Origin of the sequence: Bradyrhizobium sp. 62, from assembly GCF_023073035.1 — a bacterium.
Classification (GTDB): domain Bacteria; phylum Pseudomonadota; class Alphaproteobacteria; order Rhizobiales; family Xanthobacteraceae; genus Bradyrhizobium.
On the sequence record NZ_JADPIT010000023.1, the window covers coordinates 356424 to 376248 of the forward strand.

Annotated in this window: 17 protein-coding genes; 9 read left to right on the forward strand and 8 right to left on the reverse strand. The window is 64.6% G+C overall.

Annotated elements, in window-relative coordinates; translation table 11 throughout:
* The 3 genes from IVB47_RS25315 to cysG form a co-directional block, all read right to left on the reverse strand.
* Nucleotides 1-1447, reverse strand: a 1447-nt coding sequence (locus IVB47_RS25315; RefSeq protein ID WP_247465280.1) for a nitrite/sulfite reductase, incomplete at its 3' end; no start/stop codon positions are given.
* Between the two features lie 11 nt (nt 1448-1458).
* Nucleotides 1459-1776, reverse strand: a complete 318-nt coding sequence (locus IVB47_RS25320) for a DUF2849 domain-containing protein (protein WP_247283709.1) — start codon at nt 1774-1776, stop codon at nt 1459-1461.
* Nucleotides 1773-3197 (reverse strand): siroheme synthase CysG, encoded by a 1425-nt coding sequence (cysG, locus tag IVB47_RS25325; protein ID WP_247283707.1) that lies wholly within the window; start codon nt 3195-3197, stop codon nt 1773-1775. Before cysG ends, IVB47_RS25320 begins: the two co-directional genes overlap by 4 nt.
* A gap of 245 nt (nt 3198-3442) precedes the next feature.
* Here cysG and cysD point away from each other — a divergent pair, with 245 nt between their 5' ends.
* The 3 genes from cysD (at nt 3443) to IVB47_RS25340 (ending at nt 8628) form a co-directional block, all read left to right on the forward strand.
* Nucleotides 3443-4237 carry a sulfate adenylyltransferase subunit CysD gene (gene cysD, locus IVB47_RS25330; RefSeq protein ID WP_027570229.1) on the forward strand — a complete coding sequence of 265 codons (795 nt, stop codon included), beginning with the start codon at nt 3443-3445 and terminating at the stop codon, nt 4235-4237.
* 19 nt (nt 4238-4256) lie between these two features.
* Entirely contained in the window at nt 4257-6173 is a 1917-nt protein-coding gene (gene cysC, locus IVB47_RS25335; protein ID WP_247465281.1) for an adenylyl-sulfate kinase, read from the forward strand.
* Between the two features lie 289 nt (nt 6174-6462).
* The gene (locus IVB47_RS25340; RefSeq protein ID WP_247406296.1) at nt 6463-8628 is read left to right on the forward strand and encodes a malate synthase G; all 2166 of its coding nucleotides are present in this window, start codon (nt 6463-6465) and stop codon (nt 8626-8628) included.
* A gap of 150 nt (nt 8629-8778) precedes the next feature.
* Here the strand turns inward: IVB47_RS25340 and IVB47_RS25345 are convergent, their stop codons facing one another.
* On the reverse strand, nt 8779-8934 hold the full coding sequence (locus IVB47_RS25345) for a Thivi_2564 family membrane protein (RefSeq protein ID WP_007599832.1): 156 nt from the start codon (nt 8932-8934) through the stop codon (nt 8779-8781).
* 275 nt (nt 8935-9209) lie between these two features.
* Here IVB47_RS25345 and IVB47_RS25350 point away from each other — a divergent pair, with 275 nt between their 5' ends.
* Nucleotides 9210-11303: a methyl-accepting chemotaxis protein gene (locus IVB47_RS25350; protein ID WP_247465283.1), complete on the forward strand. Its 2094-nt coding sequence runs from the start codon at nt 9210-9212 to the stop codon at nt 11301-11303.
* Nucleotides 11304-11378: 75 nt separating this feature from the next.
* On the opposite strand, the gene IVB47_RS25355 is transcribed toward IVB47_RS25350, so the two are convergent.
* Both IVB47_RS25355 and IVB47_RS25360 read right to left on the reverse strand, forming a co-directional pair.
* Nucleotides 11379-12044, reverse strand: coding sequence for a DUF2865 domain-containing protein (locus IVB47_RS25355; RefSeq protein WP_247465286.1), 666 nt, complete (start codon nt 12042-12044; stop codon nt 11379-11381).
* A 17-nt stretch (nt 12045-12061) separates the two neighbouring features.
* Entirely contained in the window at nt 12062-12865 is an 804-nt protein-coding gene (locus IVB47_RS25360) for a L,D-transpeptidase (protein WP_247465289.1), read from the reverse strand.
* Between the two features lie 210 nt (nt 12866-13075).
* On the opposite strand from IVB47_RS25360, the gene IVB47_RS25365 reads away from it, so the two are divergent.
* The 5 genes from IVB47_RS25365 to IVB47_RS25385 all read left to right on the forward strand — a co-directional run bounded on the left by IVB47_RS25365 (nt 13076) and on the right by IVB47_RS25385 (nt 17198).
* Entirely contained in the window at nt 13076-14188 is a 1113-nt protein-coding gene (locus IVB47_RS25365; RefSeq protein WP_247465290.1) for an AI-2E family transporter, read from the forward strand.
* A gap of 78 nt (nt 14189-14266) precedes the next feature.
* Nucleotides 14267-14638, forward strand: a complete 372-nt coding sequence (locus IVB47_RS25370) for a DUF883 family protein (protein WP_027570222.1) — start codon at nt 14267-14269, stop codon at nt 14636-14638.
* Nucleotides 14639-14714: 76 nt separating this feature from the next.
* On the forward strand, nt 14715-15170 hold the full coding sequence (locus IVB47_RS25375; RefSeq protein WP_027570221.1) for a hypothetical protein: 456 nt from the start codon (nt 14715-14717) through the stop codon (nt 15168-15170).
* Nucleotides 15171-15358: 188 nt separating this feature from the next.
* Entirely contained in the window at nt 15359-16501 is a 1143-nt protein-coding gene (locus IVB47_RS25380) for an OpgC domain-containing protein (protein WP_247465292.1), read from the forward strand.
* Between the two features lie 88 nt (nt 16502-16589).
* Complete coding sequence (locus IVB47_RS25385; RefSeq protein ID WP_247465310.1) at nt 16590-17198, forward strand: TetR/AcrR family transcriptional regulator; 609 nt, start codon at nt 16590-16592, stop codon at nt 17196-17198.
* Nucleotides 17199-17205: 7 nt separating this feature from the next.
* Here the strand turns inward: IVB47_RS25385 and IVB47_RS25390 are convergent, their stop codons facing one another.
* Both IVB47_RS25390 and ureG read right to left on the reverse strand, forming a co-directional pair.
* Entirely contained in the window at nt 17206-18864 is a 1659-nt protein-coding gene (locus IVB47_RS25390) for an HWE histidine kinase domain-containing protein (protein WP_027570218.1), read from the reverse strand.
* A 299-nt stretch (nt 18865-19163) separates the two neighbouring features.
* On the reverse strand, nt 19164-19787 hold the full coding sequence (gene ureG / locus IVB47_RS25395) for an urease accessory protein UreG (protein ID WP_247431949.1): 624 nt from the start codon (nt 19785-19787) through the stop codon (nt 19164-19166).
* Nucleotides 19788-19825 lie beyond the last annotated feature (38 nt).

Here is a 19825-nt window from a genome sequence, read left to right on the forward strand (position 1 = left end):
GGTAGACCTCCTCGCCGTTCTTCTCGACGCCGAGAATGCCGATGTGACCGACATGGTGATGGCCGCAGGCGTTGATGCAGCCGGAGATGTTGATGTGCAACCGGCCGATCAAATTGGCCAGCTCGTGATTGGCGAAACGCCGCGTCAGCTCCTGCGCGATCGGGATCGAGCGCGCATTGGCCAGCGAGCAGTAGTCGAGCCCCGGGCAGGCGATGATGTCGGTGATCAGATTGACGTTCGGCGTCGCGAGACCGAGCTTGTCGAGCGCCTTCCACAACGCCGGCAGGTCGCGCTTGGCAACGTGCGGCAAAGCGAGGTTCTGCTCGTGGCCGACGCGGATCTCCCCGAAGGAATATCTGTCGGCGAGATCGGCGAGCGCATCCATTTGCTCGGCGGTGGCATCGCCCGGAGGCGCGCCGATCGGCTTCAGCGAGATCGTGACAATGGAATAGCCCTGGACCTTGTGCGGGGCCACCGAGTTCTTGCGCCACGCCTCGAAATCCGGATCGGCCGCGGCCTGGCGCAGCTCGTCCGGATTGTGCGGCAGCTTCTCGTAGGCGGGATAGGTGAAGCGCGAGCGGATGTCCTCGACCACCTCGTCGTCGATCTGGAGCGAGGAGTTGCGGATGTGCTGCCACTCCTCCTCGACTTCGCGCGAGAACTTCTCGATGCCGAGCTCGTGCACCAGGATCTTGATGCGCGCCTTGTAGATGTTATCGCGGCGGCCGTACTGGTTGTAGACGCGCAGGATCGCTTCGATATAGCTGAGAATGTCGCGGCCATGCACGAAGTGCTTGATGGTCTTGCCGATGAACGGCGTGCGCCCGAGCCCGCCGCCGACCAGAACCTCGAAGCCGGTCTCGCCCTTCTCGTTCTTGATCAGCTTCAGCCCGATGTCGTGGATCTTGATCGCGGCGCGGTCGTGGTCCGACGCGGTGATCGCGATCTTGAACTTGCGCGGCAGGAACGAGAATTCCGGATGCAGCGTGGTGTGCTGGCGGATCAGCTCCGACCAGATGCGGGGATCCTCGATCTCGCCGGGCGCGACGCCGGCCCACTGGTCCGAGGTGACGTTGCGCATGTTGTTGCCGGAGGTCTGCATCGCATGGATGCCGACCTCGGCGAGATCGGCCAGCGCATCCGGCAGCTCGGCGAGCTTGATCCAGTTGAACTGGATGTTCTGCCGCGTCGTGAAATGGCCGTAGCCGCGGTCGTATTTGCGCGCGACGTGGGCGAGCGCCCGCAACTGGTTGGACGCCAGCGTCCCGTAGGGGATCGCGACCCGGAACATGTAGGCGTGCAGTTGCAGATAGACGCCGTTCTGCAGCCGCAGGATCTTGAACTCGTCCTCGGTGAGCTCGCCGGACAGGCGGCGCTTCACCTGGTCGCGGAATTCCGAGACGCGCTCGTTGACGAGCGTGCGGTCGATTTCGTCGTAAGCGTACATGAGAGAATGCCTTAAACCTGGACCGGCTGTCCGATGGTCACGCCGGTGCGGCGGATCTGTTCGCGCAGATTGCCGGGTTCGACCTTGCCGTCGGCGTCGACCTGTACCGGGGCGATATAGGGACCGATCGCGCCCACGTCATCGGCCACGGACTCCGCAAGCAACGCTTTCGCCTCGTCGGAGTTGCGCACGATCGCAGCTTCCGAGAGGTCGGCAGACCAGCCCTTGGCGGCGGTGCGGTACACCACGATGCCGTCCCAGGTGCGATTGGCGGTCACGACCGAGGGGCCGGCGATTTTGATCTTTTTCTGTTCAAGCGGGGAGGTCATTCGGCTGCATCCAATAGGTCAGAGATGATTTGCTTTGGGGTTTGGCGGCGAAGCGATCCGGCATGCCGGACCACATCGCCGATGATGAGAATGGCAGGCCCGCCATTGGTCCGTCGCACCAGCTCAGGCAGGTCGCGCAGCGTGCCGATCGCGCCTTGCGCATCGGGGCGCGTGACGCGGGCGAACACGCCGACCGGCGTCTCCGGCGAACGGCCGGCGGCAAACAGGCCAGCGCGTATAGCGGGCGCAGCCGTCATGCCCATGTAGACCACGACGGTCATCCTGGCGTCGGTCAGCGTCGACCAGTCCACGACTTCCGCGTCGCGCGCCTTGTGCGCGGTGAGGAAGGTGATGCGGGTTGCTTCGTGACGGTAGGTGAGCGGCACCTCGAAATCGGCGGCGCCACCAAGGCCTGCGGTAATGCCGGGAATGATCGAATAAGCAACGCCGGCAGCACGCAGCGCTTCGACTTCTTCGCCGCCACGGCCGAACACGAAGGGATCGCCGCCCTTCAGCCGCACCACACGCTGGCCGGATTGCGCGGCCTCGATCATACGCTTGTTGATGGCGTCCTGCCCGATGCCGGGCTTGCCGACGCGGCGGCCGACCGGCACACGCGTGGTGTCACGGCGGATGCGATCGAGAATTTCAGGCGAGACCAGCTCGTCGTGGAAGACGATATCGGCATCCTGGAGCGCGCGCAGCGCCTTGATGGTGAGCAAATCCGGATCACCTGGACCGGCGCCGACCAGCGCGACAGATCCTTCCGGCTTGTCGGCCCGCGCGAAAGCGGATGGATCGGAAATCGCCTTGAGCGCTGCGTCCGCGTCGCCTTTGCGGCCGGCCAGAATGGCAGCGCCAATCGGGCCGTCGATGACGCGCTCCCAGAAGCGGCGGCGCAGCGGAAACTCGGCAATACGTTCGTTGATGGATTTACGGAAGCCGCCGATGAACTCGGCGAGTTCGCCGATGCGCGCCGGCAGCAGCGCCTCGATCTTCTCGCGCACGCGCCGCGCCACCACCGGCGACGTGCCGCCGGTGCCGACGGCGACCACGACATCGCCGCGATCGACGATCGCCGGAAAGATGAAGCTGGAATGCTCGAGATCGTCCATGACGTTGACGGGCAGGCCGAGCGCCTTGGCGCGGGCCGACATCGCCACGCCGACATCGCCTGCGCCGGCGCAAACGACGGCGATGATTCCCGAGAGATCGGCGGTCAAAGGATCGGCCGCCGCAATGTCGATACGCGCGGCGTCCTCGGAGCTCAGACCCAGGTCCTGATTGCCGTCGATCGCATGCACGCGAATGCGCGCACCGGCCGCAGTGAGCACGCGCAGCTTGGCGCGCAAAAGCTCACCCGCACCGATGAGGACCACCGGACCGGCGTTGAGATCGAGGAACACGGGCAAGAACCGCATACGATACTCGCTTCCCCCACATGCGGGGTTGACTGGAATTATTTTCTATATATGTGTCGTTTCGAGCGCGCAAAGAGAAAATTTTTTCTTCTCCCTTGCACCGCAACTATAGAATTTTCGCCTTCAAACGCAAAGTGGCAGAGATGCATCTTCTCAAGGACAATTCCACTGCTGGCGGGCTGAGCAGCCCCGCTCTCGCCGAGCGCGTGCCCGCGCAAGAATTTTCTGCCGACCTGGCACCGAGCATGGACCATCTCGACCAGCTCGAGGCCCAGAGCATCTACATCTTCCGCGAGGCTTTTGCCCGTTTGAAGAAGATCGCCCTGCTGTGGTCGCTCGGTAAGGACTCCAACGTCATGATCTGGCTGGCGCGCAAGGCGTTCTTCGGCCGTCTGCCGTTCCCGGCCCTCCATGTCGACACCGGCAAGAAGTTTCCGGAGATGTATCGCTTTCGCGATCACTACGGCAAGGAATGGGATCTCGATCTGCGCGTCGAGCCCTGCCCGCCGATTGATGCCGTCGACCCAACGCTGCCGCCCGCCGCCCGTTCCGCCGCGCGCAAGACCGAGGGCCTCAAGATGGCGCTCGGCAAATACGGTTTCGACGGCCTGATCGCCGGCATTCGCCGCGACGAGGAGGCGACGCGCGCCAAGGAGCGCGTGTTCTCTCCGCGCGGCCTGGAGGGCAATTGGGACGTGCGCGACCAGCCGCCGGAGTTCTGGGATCATTTCAATGCGTCGCCGCCGCAAGGCGCGCATTTGCGCATCCATCCGATCCTGCATTGGACCGAGTCCGATATCTGGGCCTACACCAAGCGCGAGAACATCCCGATCATCCCGCTGTATCTGTCGCAAAACGGCAAGCGCTATCGCTCGCTGGGCGATCAGGACATCACCAATCCGGTCGCCTCAAACGCGTCGAACATCGACGAGATCCTGATCGAGCTCGAGCAGACCAAGGTGCCGGAACGTTCCGGTCGTGCGCTCGACCACGAGACCGAGGACGCTTTCGAGCGCCTGCGCGTCGCCGGCTATCTCTGATCAAGGACGCGAGCGTCGTATGAACATGATCGTCACCCCCGCATCGCCTGCGACCCCGAACGGCACCACGCGTCCGCAGGTCCGCATCGTCATCGTCGGCCATGTCGACCACGGCAAGTCGACGCTGGTCGGCCGCCTCTTGCACGAGACCGGCAGCCTGCCCGACGGCAAGCTCGACATGCTCAAGGCCGTCAGCGCGCGGCGCGGCATGCCGTTCGAATGGTCGTTCCTGCTCGACGCGCTGCAGACCGAGCGCGACCAGGGCATTACCATCGACACGACGCAGATCCGCTTCCGCACCAATTCGCGCGACATCGTGCTGATCGACGCACCCGGCCACGCCGAATTCCTGCGCAACATGATCACCGGCGCCTCGCAGGCCGACGGCGCGGTGCTGATCATCGACGCGCTCGAAGGCGTGCGCGATCAGACAAGGCGGCACGGCTATCTCCTGCATCTGCTCGGCGTGAAGCAGGTCGCGGTCGTCGTCAACAAGATGGACCGCGTCGACTTCTCCGCCGAGCGCTTCAAGGACATCAGCGACGAGATCTCGGCGCATCTGCAAGGTCTCGGTGTGAAGCCCACGGCCGTGATCCCGATTTCCGCCCGCGACGGCGACGGCGTCGCCGAGCGCACCGACCGCATCGGCTGGTACAAGGGTCCGACCGTGGTCGAGGCGCTTGATGGACTCGAGCCGGCGCGGCCGCTCGAAGCGCTGGCGCTGCGCCTGCCGGTGCAGGCGATCTACAAATTCGACGATCGCCGCATCGTTGCGGGCCGGATCGAATCCGGCAACCTGGTCGCCGGCGACGAAATCGTGATCATGCCCGCCGGCAAGATCGCCAGGATCAAGACGGTCGAGAGCTGGCCGGTGACGCCGGTCGCGGGGCGCCAGGGTGCGGGCCGCTCGGTCGGCATCACGCTCGACCGCGAGCTGTTCCTCGAGCGCGGCGATATCATCGCGCATACGAACAGCGCGCCGCGCGAGACGCGGCGGCTGCGCGCGCGGATCTTCTGGCTGCACGACAAGCCGCTGGCCAAGGGCGACCTGCTCCTGGTTCGCTGCGGACCGAAGGAAAGCCGCGCCACCGTCGTCGCCATCGAGAAGGCGGTCGATCCGGGCGAGCTGTCGAGCGTCGAGAACAAGGCGATCGGGCGCAACCATGTCGGCGAGATCGACATTTCCCTTTCGAATCCGATTGCCACCGATCCCTACACGGAGAATCCGCGCACCGGCCGTCTCGTGATCGAGGTGTCCGGGCGCATCGCCGGCGGCGGTCTCGTGCTGTCGGTCGACGCCGGCCAGCGCGCCGTGCCCGTCGACATCGTGCCGGTGGAATCCGCGCTGCGGCCCGACGAACGCTCCGCGCGCTATCGTCACAACGGCGCCGTGATCTGGCTCACCGGCTTGCCCGCCTCCGGCAAGTCGACTCTCGCAAAAGCGCTGGAGCGGCGGCTGTTCAGCAATGGCGGCTCGCCGATCCTGCTCGACGGCGATACGCTACGCGCCGGGCTCAACAGCGATCTCGGCTTCTCGACCGCCGATCGCAGCGAGAACATCCGGCGTCTCGCTGAAGTCGCCACGCATCTCGCTCGCAACGGCCACATCGCCATTGTCGCCGCCGTCTCGCCCGCCCGCGAGGACCGCGCCACCGCGCGCCGCATCGCCGACACTTCGTTCCGCGAGATCCACGTCGCGACGCCTGCGGAAATTTGCGAGGAGCGCGACCCCAAGGGCCACTACAAGAAGGCCCGCGCCGGCACGCTCGCGTCGTTCACCGGCATCCTCAACGACTACGAGACGCCGCAAGCCGCTGAGCTCGTGATCGACACGTCGACGCGGACGGTCGCCGAGGCGGCGGACGAGATCGAACAGATGCTCAAGACAACCGGCGTGCTGTTCGACGAACTCGTGGACCTCGCCGCGAATATTTGAAGCCGGGCTGCTGCCCCGCTGTCGTCGCCCGGCTTGACCGGGCGACCCAGTATTCCACCGACTGCAGTGATTCAGCCCAGAGGCCTCGGCGACTGGATTCCCCGCCTTCGCGGGGAATGACACCGTGCGTCCCCCCACCTCGCCTTGACATTTTGACAACTTTTGGGGGCCTTCTCACGGCCCCGATTTTGGGGCTAATAAGACCCCGAAAGCCGCTCCTTGGAGCGCATTTTGCTGCTGTCGGGTCAAAAGCAGCCAAAAACAGCCATTTCCAACGAGAAAGCCCATCATGAAACGCGTCGACGCCCACGGATTGAAGATTGCTCCCGTCCTGTTCGATTTCATCGCCAAGGAAGCGGCCCCGAAGACGGGTATCGCGCCGGATGCGTTCTGGGCCGGGCTTGCCGCCATCATCAAGGAGCTGGGCCCGAAGAACCGCGCGCTGCTGGCGGTGCGCGACACGCTGCAGGCCAAGATCGACGACTGGCACCGCGCCAACAAGGGCAAGGCGTTCGACCTCAACGCCTATACCGCCTTCCTGAAGGAGATCGGCTATCTCGTCCCGGAGCCGGCGACGCAGAAGGTCGAGACCACCAATGTGGACGAGGAGATCGGCAAGATCTGCGGCCCGCAGCTGGTCGTGCCCCTGACCAACGCACGCTACGCGCTGAATGCGGCGAATGCGCGCTGGGGCTCGCTCTATGACGCCTTCTACGGCACCGACGCGATCCCGCACGATCCGTCCGAGAGCGGCAAGGGCTACAACAAGGCGCGCGGCGACAAGGTGATCGCAAAAGCGAAAGCCTTCCTCGACGCCGCCGTGCCGTTGGCGACCGGCAGTCACACCGACGTCACCGCCTATAGCGTGGTCGCAGGCCAGCTCGCGGTGAAGCTGAAGAGCGGCAACGCCACCGCGCTGAAGAACGCCGCGCAATTCGCGGGCTTCCAGGGCGACGCAGCCGCACCGAGCGCGGTGCTGCTCGCCAACAACGGCCTGCATGTCGAGGTGAAGATCGACCGCACCAGCGCGATCGGCAAGGACGATCCGGCCGGCGTTGCGGACATGGTCATGGAGTCCGCGGTCTCCACGATTCTCGACATGGAAGACTCGGTCGCGGCCGTCGATGCCGAGGACAAGGTGCTGGTCTATCGCAACACGCTCGGCCTGATGAACGGCACGCTGTCGGCCGATTTCGAGAAGGGCGGCAAGACGCTGACGCGCTCGCTCAATGCCGACCGCAGCTACAAGACGCCTGACGGCAAGGGCGAGATCAAGCTGCACGGCCGCAGCCTGCTGCTGATGCGCAATTGCGGTCACCACATGTTCACCGACGCGGTGCTGGACGACAAGGGCGAGGAAATTCCGGAAGGCCTGCTCGACGCCGCCGTCTCCGGGCTTCTTGCCGTGCATGATCTGAAAGGCAACTCCAAGGTCAAGAACAGCCGCACGGGATCTGCCTATATCGTCAAGCCGAAGATGCACGGCCCCGACGAGGTGTCGCTGACCTGCGAGATCTTCGACCGCGTCGAGAAGATGCTGTCGCTGCCCGAGAACACGCTCAAGGTCGGCATCATGGACGAGGAGCGGCGCACCACCGTCAACCTCAAGGCCTGCATCCAGCGCGCCTCCAAGCGCATCATGTTCATCAACACCGGCTTCCTCGACCGTACCGGCGACGAGATCCACACCTCGATGGAGGCGGGTCCGATGATCCGCAAGAACGAGATGAAGGCGCAGCCCTGGATCAAGTCCTATGAGGATTGGAACGTCGACATGGGCCTGACCTGTGGCCTGCCCGGCCATGCCCAGATCGGCAAGGGCATGTGGGCCGCGCCCGACAAGATGGCGGACATGCTGGCCCAGAAGCTCGCCCATCCGCAGGCCGGCGCCACCACCGCCTGGGTGCCCTCGCCGACGGCCGCGACGCTGCACGCGCTGCACTACCACCAGGTCAACGTCACCGCGCGCCAGCAGGAGCTCGCCAAGGGCGGCCCACGCGCGAAGCTCGAAGACATCCTCACCATCCCGGTGTCGAAATCGAACTGGGCACCCGACGACGTCAAGCAGGAGATCGACAACAACTGCCAGGGCATTCTGGGCTATGTCGTGCGCTGGATCGACCAGGGAGTCGGCTGCTCCAAGGTGCCTGACATCCACGACGTCGGCCTGATGGAAGACCGTGCCACCTTGCGCATTTCCAGCCAGCACCTCGCCAACTGGCTGCACCAGGGCGTCATCACCGAGGCGCAGGTGATGGAATCGCTCAAGCGCATGGCGGTCGTCGTCGACAAGCAGAATGCGGGCGATCCCATCTACAAGCCGATGGCGCCCGCCTTCGACGGCACGGCCTTCAAGGCGGCTAGCGACCTCATCTTCAAGGGGCGCGAGCAGCCGAACGGCTACACCGAATACATCCTCACCGCCCGCCGCCGCGAGGCCAAAGCGGCGGGGTAGGCCCGAATAACCGAGCACCAAAGCCCCGGCTCACGCCGGGGCTTTTTTGTTGGAGCCGTAGCCCGGATGGAGCGAAGTGTAATCCGGGGCCGCTATAGTTTGGGGCAAGACCCGGATTGCGCTGCGATCCGTCGGGCTACGAAAGCCCGGCTAGAACACGGCCAGATATTTCAGCAGCGACACGATGCCGATGATGATGACGACGACGCGCGCGATCTGCTTGGCGCGGCCGTCCATCGGCAGCATGTTGATGAGGTAAAGTACGAGAATGACGACGAGAAAGGTGACGAGTACGCCGACCAGCATCGCTAGGACCCCCCTTTAGGCAAAATTGCTGACAGTCTCCTAACGCGCAACTCCCGGCTTGGTTCCATCGACGCAACCCTCTGCAACTTCTAGTAAATACGTACTTCTACCGTCAGCCGGCCTGCCTAAAACTTTACCCTTTTCCTTTCAGATGCGGTCACCGTTTGGGCCCTGAGCCACAAACGGCATGCGATTGCCTGGTCTTGCGTGCGCCCACTTTTGCGATGTTGCCGGGGCGACTTCACGCACTTTGTAATGGGAATTGGGGGACTTCGATGCTGAATCGTCTGACCGTATCCGCGCTGCTGAAGGCGGTGATCGCGATCACGTCGGTCTGCGTGGTGATCGCACTCTCGCTCACCGCCTACGAGTCCTGGGATCGCCTGAAGACCGCCAACCGCATCTCGCAGATCGCCGACACGTCCGCCGATCTGTTCAAGGCGATGCACAATCTGCGCACCGACCGCTCGACCACGGTCCGCCTCCTGAACGCGACCGAGCCGATGGACGGCGAGATCCAGAAATATCTGCGCGCCCTGCGCGATGCCCAAATGCCCGCCATGGCGCGCGCGATCGAGCTGCTGCCGACCATCGACTTTCCGCAATCGGGTACGCTGGTACCGGAGCTCGCGCGCCTCTACAAGCTGCTGATCGAGGAGCAGAAACAGTTCTGGGAGGATGTGGCCAAGCCGAAGGACCAGCGCCGCGCCGGCCTGCCCAAGGAATACATGGAGACGACACAGGGCCTGCTCGACACGCTCGACAAGCTTTCGAACACGTTGGCCGCCACCGTCAATCACCTGGACGCCGCGATCGACCAGCTCCTGTCGATCAAGCAGAACGCCTGGCTGCTCCGCAACACCGCGGGTGAGGCGTCGCTGATCGTCTCGACCGGGCTGGCCGCCGGCAAGATCACCCCGGAAGGCCGCTACGCCTATACCCAACATGTCGGCGGCACGAGCGCGATGTGGAAGGCGCTAGAGTTGTCGACGTCCGGCATGCAGTTGCCGGCGGGGCTCGCCGCCGCGATGGCCTCCGCCAAAACCTCTTATTTCGAGCCGCAATATCTGGCCTTGCGCGACCGTCTCGCGGACGCGCTGGTCAAGGGTGAGAAGCCAGAGATGACGGCGAACCAATGGAGCCCGCTCACGGTCGGTCGCATGGCGAGCGCGGTCGCAGTGGCAGAAGGTGCACTCGATGCTGCCAAGATCCACACGCAGGAGCAGCGCGGCGCCGCACAGCGCGCGCTGATCGTACAGCTTACGCTGCTGGCGCTCGCTATCGGCCTTGCCGTCGGCGCGATCATGCTGGTCAGCCGCCGCGTCATCACCCCGCTCAACACCATTCGCGACGCCATGCTCAAGGTCGCCGGCGGCGATCTTGCCGTCGACAGCGGCTATCTCGACCGCAACGACGAGATCGGGGCGCTTGCCGGCGCGCTGGAGACCTTCAAGCAGCAGGCCAACGAGAAGCTCACGATCGAGGCGCAGGAGCGCGAACGCAATGCGGGCGCCTCGGCGCGCCAGCGCGCGGTCGAGACCTATGTCGGCGAGTTCGAGGGCGCGGTGCGCAAAACGCTCGGCGAATTGAGCGAAGCCTCCGGTGAAATGCGCAAGACCTCGGGCGATCTCTCCGCGGTATCGCGGCAGACCAACGACCGCGTGCAGGTCGCGGGCAAGGCCTCCAATGATGCGTCCATGAGCGTCGACAGCGTCGCCGCCGCCGCGGAGGAGCTCAGCGCCTCGATCAACGACATTAGCCAGCAGGCCGCGCATGCCGCAGGCATCGCCAGCCGCGCCGTGACCCAGGCGCGCGACACCGACGGCACGGTCCAGGGACTTCAGAAGTCGGCCGGCCGCATCGGCGAGGTTGTCGGCCTGATCAACACCATTGCGCAGCAGACCAATTTGCTCGCGCTCAACGCCACGATCGAGGCGGCCCGCGCAGGCGAAGCGGGGCGCGGCTTTGCCGTGGTCGCCTCCGAGGTGAAGTCGCTGGCGAGCCAGACGGCCAAGGCAACCGAGGAGATCTCCGAGCAGATCGCCGACATCCAGAAGGTCGCGGGCGATGCCATCAGCGCGATCCAGACCATCGGCGGCATCATCGGCGAAGTGAACGAGGTTGCGACCGCGATCGCCGCCGCCGTGCAGGAGCAGGGAGCGGCCACGCAAGAGATCACCCGCAGCACCCAGTTTGCGGCGCAGGGCACCAAGAACGTTTCGGACAACATCACCGGCGTCAAATCCGATGCCGACGCTGCCGCAGCCGCCGCTGACAACGTAAAACATGCCTCCGAGATGCTGGAGAGCCAGAGCCGCCAGCTCGGCCATGAGGTTAGCGACTTCCTCGGCAAGATCCGCGCGGCGTAGCGTAGGCCGTTAAAGAGAGAGCCGCGCCCCACACCCTCAACGTCGTCCTGGCTTTCGCCAGGACGACGTTGAGGGCTACTCCTTCGCCACTACCGGCACTTGGCGGAATCTTGCGCGCACCGAATCCGGCAACGGGGAGAAATTCATCGCGACACCGCGGCGGTCATTGGCATTGCGGCTGGCGACCACCAGACCATCGGCGCCCGCGACGATGTCGCCCTTGCGCAAGGTGGGATCGTCGTCGACCTTGACCTGAGCGAGCCCGACCGGATCTTTGCCGTTGCAGGTGCAGCCTGCGACAATCTCATTGCGATAGCGGAACGCGTTGGGCAGGTCGGAATAGGATTTCCCCTTGTCCGTCGTCGCGTCCTCGATGTTGCCGCCATAGACCAGCGAGGTCTCCGAGGCCGGACAGAAGCTCTTGCAGGATTGCGCCTTGCTCTCGGAATCATTTCCCTGCGCCGGGAAATAACGTCCGTCGCAGCCGCGCACGCAATAGGCCGTGCCGCCGCCGTAGGAGGAGGAGGAGGAGGCCCGCTGGCGCGGCGTGTCGTAGCGCGGCATGTCATCGGTCTGGAACGGCATGCGAATCTCTGGCGCCGCCCGCCCGCGGAAGCCGCCGAACAGGGCCGAGAAAAAGTCCTCCGCATGGGCCGATGGGGTCAGCGCGAGGCCAAAGGAGGCAACGGCGACGAATGCCGCCGCGCCACCGGCGAGTTTGCCGATCGAACGTCTCTTCATGTGACCTCACGCGCCCCTTAGTTTACGGCCGAATTCGAAATGTTCAGCGCCTGACGGCCCGAGGGCAGCGCCGTCACGGCCGGACGCTTGCGCACGGAATCCCCGCCTTTGGCCATCAGCGGCGCGTTCTTGGGCAGCACAACGACCTTGGCACCGACATTGACGCGGCCGAACAGGTCGGTGACGTCCTCATTGGTCATGCGGATGCAGCCGGACGAGACGAACTTGCCGATCGTGGTGGGATCGTTGGTGCCATGGATGCGGTATTCGCTCGACCCGAGATACATCGCACGCGCGCCGAGCGGATTGCCGGGGCCGCCAGCGACGAAGCGGGGCAGATAGGGTTGGCGCGCGATCATCTCAGCCGGCGGATGCCAGTCCGGCCACTCCGCCTTGCGGCTGACGCTCTGCACGCCCGACCAGGTGAAACCCTCGCGCCCGACACCGACGCCATAACGGATGGCGCGGCCCTGGCCGAGCACATAGTAAAGATAAGTATTATTGGTATCGATGACGATGGTACCGGCCGGCTCGCTGCGGTCGAAGCTGACAATCTGCTTGCGCAGGCGATCGGGCAGCGCGGCATCCTCGTCGGAAGCCTGCACGTTCGGGCTTGCATAGCCTTGGTTCGCATAGCCTTGGTTTGCATAACCCTGCGAATAGCCCTGGTCCTGCGGGTAGGCCTGATCCTGCGGATAGGTGTAGCCCAGTGTCTGTGCGCTTGCGGCGCCGAACGGCACTGCCAGCAAAGCGGTTGCGAACGCGAAAGCGGTGATGCGGCGCGGCGATAAGCGGCGTCGGACTGCAGAGAACTTCGTCATGTGCTGCCCCGTTGGATACCTGCATCAGGGTGATGCTCTGGTCCGACCAACGCGGTCGAGCCGATACAAGTTCCCCTGCCCGATGCAGCAGCGACGTCACAGTCAAGCGAGCATTTCTTCACGAAGCCGCGATGGAACCCGCAGGGCGCTTGGACGTTCTCTCCTGGTCCTTGGGCGCGCGGACCGAAGACTCCGCGCCGGAGAGGTATTGTGCGCGTCCTTCCCAGTGAACGTATGACTTCCGGCAACGGCGAAGGCACCCCGCTTCCCGAGAGCCACGGCGAGCTCCCCCCGGTGATCCGCCGCACCGAGCTCGTCGCCTTCTCGCTCGCCGGACTGCTCCTCATTGCAATCGTCGCGGTGCTCTATGCCGGAAAGGCGTTCTTTCTGCCTGTCGTGATGGCGTTCGTCACCGGCACGATGCTCTCACCGGCGGCGACCTTCCTGGAGAAACGGAAAGTGCCGCGGAGCCTCGCCGCCGCGCTGATCGTGTTCGCGGTGACCGCCGTGGTCGGCTTCATCGTCGCGCTGATCGCCTCGCCAGCGATGGAATGGAGCTCGCGCCTGCCCGAACTCGGCGCGCAGTTGAAAGACAAGGTCCACGTGTTCGACCGGCCGCTGGCGCTGTGGCGGGAGCTGCAGATGATGCTCGGCGGCTCGGAGGGATTGCCAAGTTTCCAGATGCCGAAATTCGATTGGGTGCAGCCGACGATCGAATTCCTGTCACCGACCTTTACCGAATTCCTGCTGTTCTTCGTCACCCTGATCCTGTTCATCGCCAGCTGGCGGGACCTGCGACGGGCGATGATCATGACCTTCAGCGATCATGAGGCACGGCTGCGCACGCTTCGCATCCTCAACGAGATCGAGGTCCATCTCGGCAACTACCTTCTGACGGTGACCCTCATCAATGTCGGCGTCGGCGTTGCCGCCGGCATAGTCTGCGCGCTCACCGGAATGCCCAATCCGGCTGGCCTCGGCGCGCTCGCGGCCACCCTCAATTTCATTCCGATCATCGGACCGGTGGCCATGTTCGCCATTCTGGTCGTGGTGGGACTGGTCACCTTCCCGACCGTCAGCGGCGGCCTGATGGCGGCGCTCGCCTTTGGCGGCATCACCTTCCTGGAGGGACATTTCGTCACGCCGACCATCATCGGCCGACGGCTGGCGCTCAATGCGCTCGCCGTGCTGCTGGCGCTGGCGTTCTGGACCTGGCTGTGGGGCCCGATGGGCGCGTTCCTGTCGTCGCCGCTGCTGATCGTCGCCCTGATCCTGAAAGAGCATCTGTTGCCGCAGGATACGCCGCAGCTCCCGCAGGACTGACCGGTTTCCGTGAACGGAACTTACCCGACGACGAAACGTTTCCCGGCTGTCTCAACCGTCAACAGCTCGGAGCCCCCGATGTCCGCCACCAATGCCGAAGCCGGGATGAGAGACTGGACCGACAAAGCCACCCGAGAACGCCTCGAGAAGGATGTAGCAGCCGTGAAAAGCGATATCGCCGCCCTCACCGATCAGATCACCGACGCGCTCAATACTTTTGCCAACTCCTCCAGCAAGCAAGCCCGCCGCGGCTATAGCCAGGCGCGCGAAAACGTGGATTCCGCGATCGACGACATGTCGGAACGCGGCAGCGCGATGATGGGCGCGGCACAGGAGGCCTATGGCTCGATCGAGGAGACGCTGGAGGACGCGATCACGCAGCGGCCGCTCGCGACCGTCGGGCTCGCGCTCGGCATCGGCTTCCTGATCGGCGCGGTCTGGCGTCGCTGAGATCGCGAACGGGTATTGAGACGGTGGCGCAGCGGCGCCGCCGGTGCCGGCTTGTGGGGATCTGAGGAGCAAGGCCATGTTTCAGCGCATCATCGACGGGATCAGCGCATCCACCGGTACTACTGTGCGGCTGACATCGCTGGCAGCAGGCGCGGCGCTCGCACTCTTCATCACCACGTGCTTCCTGTGCGCGGCAGCGTTCATTTCTGTGCTCAACAAATATGGACCGGTGCAAGCCTGCCTCGCCGGTGCAGGCATTTTCTTTCTGCTGACCCTGACCGCAGCGGTGAGCTATTGGGTCTACAAACGGCAGCTGCGCAAGCAAGCTCATATCGCAGCCGAGCGCGCCACGAGGTCGGCGGCCTCGAGCATGCTCGCGGACCCCATGCTGCTCGCCACCGGACTTCAGATCGTTCGCGCCATCGGGATCAAGCGGCTGTTGCCGATCCTGGCGATCGGCGGCGTCGCGCTCGGAATCATGGCGAGCCGCGCCGGCGTACCCGACGATGCCTCGGCCGAACCTGCCGAGTAGCGGCTAGCGCGCGTTAGAAAATTTCGTCATAGGTCCAGCAAGCGCATCTTTCGGAATTCGACACCCGCGGGCGCCCCGCCAAATTTGCGGCGCCGGACGCGAATGTCCCTACTCACGCAAACGCTACTCGGATAGGCAGGCGGTTGCCGCTAAAAGCAGCGCCCCTGATTCCAAAAGTCATTTTTTCGATGAAACCGTCTGTCCAGGCGAACCTCGCCGCATTCCATCACGACCCCCGGCTCTATTTGACGCTCGGCATCGCCAACTGGTCGGTTTTCGTCGACCACATCCCGAACAACGTGGTCAATTTGCTGACGCTGCGCAACTTCGGCTTCAGCGGCGCCGCAGACTTGTTCGTGTTCGTGGTGGGCTATGGCGTCGCGATCATTCACGGCAGGATAGCGCTTGAGCGCGGCTACGTTGTCGCGGCGACGCGCATCTTTCGCCGCGTCTGGCGGCTGTATGCCGCCTATGTCGTGCTGTTCGTGATCTATATCGACACCATCGCCTATGTCGCCTCGCAATCGATGGCGCCCGAAATCATCCACGAATACAACATATCGGGAATTCTCGAACACCCGCTGCGAATCCTGGTGCGTGGCCTCGTGCTCCAGGAGGAGCCGCTGAATCTCGATCTGTTACAGCTGATGATCCCGCTGATGGCCTTCTTTCCGTTCGCGCTGTGGGGGCTGTTGCGGCGGCCGAACCTGACGCTGGCTGCATCGGTCGCGCTGTACGTCGCGGCGCGCTGGTTCGACTGGAATTTCCGGGTCTATCCGGACCAGGAGTGGACCTTCAACCCATACTGCTGGCAGATGCTGATGGTGCTGGGCGCATGGTTCGCCGTGACCGGTGCGTCGAGCCGCGCGCTGCATGGCCTGCCCTGGCTACGCGTGCTTGCGGGCGCCTATCTCGTATCCGCGATGGCGATCACGCTGATGCGCCACTCGCCGGCGCTTGCCGCCTACCTGCCGGACATCGTGCTCGACAACATCACGCCGACAGACAAGGAAAACCTCGCACCCTATCGCGTAGTCCACTTCCTCGCACTCGCTTTCATCGCGACACATCTCGTGCCGGCCGATCATCCCGGCCTGCAATGGAGATCGCTGCGGGCGGTCATCCGATGCGGCGAGGAATGGCTCGCGGTGTTCTGTGTCGGCGTGTTCCTGTCCTTCGCCGGCCATCTCATTCTGATCACCGGTGCCAATCTGATGGTGATGCAGATCGCCGTGAGTCTGGCCGGCTTCGCTGCGATGGCCGCGGTCGCATACTACATCGCCTGGTCGAAGCGGCAGGACCTGCCGGCGGCCTTGCGGCAACAGGCCTAGCCCGGCACCTTCCGATTCCGCTAGGCCGGCCATCGCGGCTGGGCTAAGCGGAGCGGCAGCGGATTGCGCGAGGAGGCGGGGCGTGGCGATGGCGAATGGCGGGGGTGAGGGAGCCGACAGCGCGCCCCGGCGCGGCCGGCCGAGGTCGATCGAGACCACCAACGCCATTCTCCAAAGCGCCTATGCGCTGATGGCCACCACCGGCCTTGCCGCCACCACCATCGACGCGATCGCGCGCCACTCCAGCGTCTCCAAGATGACGATCTACAAATGGTGGCCCTCCCGCGAAGCCTTGCTGATCGACGCCTTCCTTCATCAAGCCGCGCAGATGCTGCCGCTGCCGCCTGCAAGCTCGGGCAGCCCCGCCGCGCGCGCACGCCGCCATGCCGCCGCCTATGCCGAAGCGCTCCAAGGCGAGTTCGGCAAGGTCCAGCTCGCCGTCATCTCCGAATGCATTTCCAAGACCGGCTCCGCCGAGCTGTTCTACGCCCGCTACCTGCAATTCCGCCGCGACGCGCTGGTCGAGATGATCGCCGCCGGCCAAAACGACGGCAGCATTCTGGCGGAAGCACCGCCGGAGGATCTCTACGACGCGATCTATGGCAGCCTGTTCTACCGCTACGTCTTCGGCATCGCGCCGATCACGCCGGCCTACGCGCGCAATCTGGTTGACCTCGTGCTGCGGCCGCAGAGCTAACCTGGAATCACCGCGCGGGCCGGATCGGTGCCGACAGCTTGTCGGTGCGGTCGCGCTCGGTCATGTCCTCGACCGTCTCCATCGGCGCGGTCAGCTCGTAGACATAGGAGACGTCGGTGAAATAGCGCTTGGCGGTGCCGCCGAGCGCCTCGGGCGCGACGCGGTCGAGCAGGATCAGGCCGAAATCGGAATCGGGGCGGCGCGTCGCTTCGCTGGTGTTGAACTCCTCCCAGCGGAAATAGAAGACCTCGCCGGCGCCCTCATTCGTCACCGTCCAATTGGCCGTGATGTGCGGATGCTTGCCGACCAGCGACAGGCCTTCGTCGGAGTGTGAGGCGAGCTCGAAGAACAGCAGCGAGAGGCTCTGCGCCGCGCGCGCGCTGACTGCGATATCAGGACCGGTAACGGCGATGCGGTCGGCATGCGGGATCGCGCGCGCCTCGAACAGGCCCTTCAGCTTGACACCCTGCCACTGGCTCTCGCTGAGCAGCGAGACGACGTTGGACATGGCGTGGATGCGGCCGATCAGGAGCTCGCGCGCGACATCGATGTCGGAGCCATGGCGCAGCGTGCGGGTCACGATCGACTGGATCACTGCCAGGATGTTTTTGACCCGGTGGTTGAGCTCGTCGATGACAGCGGTCAGCCGGCGTTCGAAGCCGATTCTGACCTGGATTTCCCGGCTGAGCCGCAAATTGTTGTAGGCGACGTAGCCGAACAGGCCGCACACCATCGCGGTGATCGCAAAGCCGATCGCCGCCACGATGATCGCAGTCTGTTCGGCGCGGCGCGCCGAATTGGTCTTGGCGTAATAGCCGAGCTGCCAGTCGCGGCCACCGAAGCTCACCGTGCGCGTCGCCGACGGCGCGGGCCCATCGGCCGCCGTCGTTCGGCCGGAGACGACGCCTTGATCGTTGGCGACCAGCTCGCCACCCTCCAGGCGCGGATCCTTCAGCGCGACCGCGAACAACGACATGTCGTCGTTGGTCAGCATCAGGGAAGAGAGCTCGTAGGAAAATGTGATGAAGCCCGCCGGCTCCGTTGCGCCCTCGGGGATGACGGGAGCGGCCACAATGATGCCGATGGGCCCGTCGCCGCGCAGGAGGGCAACCGGTTCTGAGGCAACCGATCTCTTCTCCACTCTGGCGCGCGTCAGCATGGCGCTGCGCACCTGGTCCTGGTCGTAACTGCGACCAGGCAGCCCCTTGGTCTCGTTGCTGCGCGGCTCGAGATCCAGCAGCACGTCGATCGGCTGGGTGACACCTGCCGGATCGATCGGCTTGTCGTCATAGGTGCGGATTCGCGGATTGGGGAAGCCGGCGCTCGCGATGGCGGCCTGCGCTGCGGCAAGCTCGTTCGGCTTCAGGCGGGCCACCCAGCCCGCCACCACGAAATCGGTCTTGAAGGCGTAGATGGCCGAGCGCAGCGGCTCGAGCATGTTTGGCTTGAGCACCGACGGTGCCCGGAACAGGCCGGAGGCAACCCGAGCGAGCAGTTCGCGCTCGGTGAGCCGGTCCTGGACCAGGCTCGCATGGACGTCGATCGCGCGCGCCAGCGCGATCCGATCCAGCGCCAGCTCCTGGTCGTGGACGCGATAAGCCGCAAGCCCGGAGAGCAGGGCTCCGAGAAGAGCAATGAAGCCGATGATGAAACCCAGCCTGACCACGCGACTACTCAGGCGAAAGCAGGAGGTCGGCAATAAACACGGAGCATATGGACGCCGCTCGAACGGGCACGTGCCGAAACAGGGTGAACCCCAATGGCCGAGATAATGGAGGAGGAGGCATCGATACGCAACTTGGGTCGCCTGAGAAGCTTAAAGCCGCCCGGCCGATGGTCGGGCCGGGATGGATTTGCTCCGGGCACCGGAGGTAATCAATTGCCGTGACCGAAATTTGTTCCGCGGACACGGCTCTGCCCATGCCGTTATCGGGGGAAAACGCCTGCGCCAGGTGGTCGCGCCGGTCAGCTGGCCCGTTTCAAGCCGCCTTTGGCCTCGATGAAGCCGATGATGCGGTCCAGCCCCTGGCTCTTCTTCAGGTTGGTCATGACGAACGGTCGCTCGCCGCGCATGCGCCTGGCGTCCGTCTCCATCTTTTCCAAGGAGGCGCCGACATAGGGCGCCAGGTCGATCTTGTTGATCACAAGGAGGTCGGACCGGGTGATGCCGGGGCCGCCCTTTGACGGGATCTTGTCGCCGGCCGCCACGTCGATGACGTAAATGGTGAGATCGGCGAGCTCCGGGGAAAAAGTGGCAGCGAGGTTATCACCGCCCGATTCGATCAGCACGAGATCGAGCCCGGGAAACTTGGCGCGCATATCCGCTACCGCGGCGAGATTCATTGAGGCGTCCTCGCGGATCGCGGTGTGCGGGCAGCCGCCGGTCTCGACCCCGGCAATGCGATCCGGCGTCAGCGAGCCCGAGCGCACCAGGAATTCCGCATCCCATTTGGTGTAGATGTCGTTGGTGATCGCGGCGATGTCGTAGCGCTCGCGCATGGTCTTGCAGAGCAGGTCCATCAGCGCGGTCTTGCCCGATCCGACCGGACCGCCGATGCCGACACGCAAGGGACCGTGAGATTTCGCCATGCTCTCTCCTAATGTCGTCCCGGCGAAGGCCGGGACCC

Bases quoted from the DNA above. Each gene is read 5' to 3' on its own strand.
- IVB47_RS25320 (WP_247283709.1), bottom strand. From the start codon at position 1,776: ATGACCTCCCCGCTTGAACAGAAAAAGATCAAAATCGCCGGCCCCTCG.
- cysG (WP_247283707.1), bottom strand. From the start codon at position 3,197: ATGCGGTTCTTGCCCGTGTTCCTCGATCTCAACGCCGGTCCGGTGGTC.
- cysD (WP_027570229.1), top strand. From the start codon at position 3,443: ATGGACCATCTCGACCAGCTCGAGGCCCAGAGCATCTACATCTTCCGC.
- cysC (WP_247465281.1), top strand. From the start codon at position 4,257: ATGAACATGATCGTCACCCCCGCATCGCCTGCGACCCCGAACGGCACC.
- IVB47_RS25340 (WP_247406296.1), top strand. From the start codon at position 6,463: ATGAAACGCGTCGACGCCCACGGATTGAAGATTGCTCCCGTCCTGTTC.
- IVB47_RS25345 (WP_007599832.1), bottom strand. From the start codon at position 8,934: ATGCTGGTCGGCGTACTCGTCACCTTTCTCGTCGTCATTCTCGTACTT.
- IVB47_RS25350 (WP_247465283.1), top strand. From the start codon at position 9,210: ATGCTGAATCGTCTGACCGTATCCGCGCTGCTGAAGGCGGTGATCGCG.
- IVB47_RS25355 (WP_247465286.1), bottom strand. From the start codon at position 12,044: ATGAAGAGACGTTCGATCGGCAAACTCGCCGGTGGCGCGGCGGCATTC.
- IVB47_RS25360 (WP_247465289.1), bottom strand. From the start codon at position 12,865: ATGACGAAGTTCTCTGCAGTCCGACGCCGCTTATCGCCGCGCCGCATC.
- IVB47_RS25370 (WP_027570222.1), top strand. From the start codon at position 14,267: ATGTCCGCCACCAATGCCGAAGCCGGGATGAGAGACTGGACCGACAAA.
- IVB47_RS25375 (WP_027570221.1), top strand. From the start codon at position 14,715: ATGTTTCAGCGCATCATCGACGGGATCAGCGCATCCACCGGTACTACT.
- IVB47_RS25380 (WP_247465292.1), top strand. From the start codon at position 15,359: ATGAAACCGTCTGTCCAGGCGAACCTCGCCGCATTCCATCACGACCCC.
- IVB47_RS25385 (WP_247465310.1), top strand. From the start codon at position 16,590: ATGGCGAATGGCGGGGGTGAGGGAGCCGACAGCGCGCCCCGGCGCGGC.
- ureG (WP_247431949.1), bottom strand. From the start codon at position 19,787: ATGGCGAAATCTCACGGTCCCTTGCGTGTCGGCATCGGCGGTCCGGTC.